The organism is Staphylococcus sp. HMSC057A08, from assembly GCF_001812925.1.
Taxonomy (GTDB): domain Bacteria; phylum Bacillota; class Bacilli; order Staphylococcales; family Staphylococcaceae; genus Staphylococcus; species Staphylococcus hominis.
The window spans coordinates 1-998 of sequence record NZ_KV810855.1 but is presented as its reverse complement, the minus strand read 5'-3'; the positions used below and the strand labels follow the sequence as shown (position 1 = coordinate 998).

Here is a 998-nt window from a genome sequence, read left to right as displayed (position 1 = left end):
CAATTTCTTTTTCTTTTTCCTTAATAAATTGCAACTCAACATTATATTCAAAGCTATCTTTTTCTAAGTTTTTAAGCTGTCTTTCACTAAAGAAAATATCCTTACTCGCTTTTTTATAGGTATCTTCTAGAAATACATTCGAAGGTATATAGTTGTTTTGTTTGAACAGATATTGAACATTAGTTGCTTTTATAAAGTTACCTTTTTGCGCCTCATCAACAATAAATGCTTTCTCATCATCACTAAAATGATGATGAGATTTAGGGTACATTTGTTGAACAATTAGCTGATTTTTCTCGATTTCAGTTAGATATACATCTTTTGCTGATTGATAGATTTCTTTACGTTTTTCTTCTCTTTTTTCTAATTTATTCTTTTCATTGAGTAATGCTTTATAGTTAGTTTCAACAGTATTGACAAACTCTTGTTGGTTATATCCTTTGCTTTCTATTTCTTTTCTGAACTGATAATTAATATCAAAATTTTCAGCATAGAATTTTAATTGACGTCTCTTAATTTCATTTTTAAGTAAGTCATTTTGAATTTTACGACCAAAGGTAGACGCACTATCAAACGTATTTTTAATGGTTTCCTTGGCCTCCGAATAGCCAACTTCACGTTGATATCTGTCGAATAAAATAGAATAACTCTGTTCATTTTTACTTACTTGATCGTTAGCGTTTTGAACAAGTAATCTAATTGCATTTTGTGCTTGTTCTCTCTCTTTATCACTATATACTTCTGATACTTCACCACGATTATATCGTCTAATCTCTTCATTTTTCTGTCCGTAATAAGTAACTGGTTGGTACTCGACACCCTCTTTTTCACAGCGTTTTTTTTCGTTTAGTTCTAATCTATATTCTTCTCTAGTCAGTGGAATTTCAGCGATTTTGTCTAAACCTTGTTCTTCAAAAGAACGACTATCATATCTTTTTAAACTTTGCTCACGTTCTGAATAATAATTTAATTTTAATTCCCAATGCTTACGAACTTCT

General features: G+C 29.8%; 1 pseudogene. It reads right to left on the bottom strand.

Annotation, left to right across the window (positions count from 1 at the left end):
* Nucleotides 1-998, bottom strand: a pseudogene (locus HMPREF2881_RS11825) (MobA/MobL family protein); the annotation flags it as partial.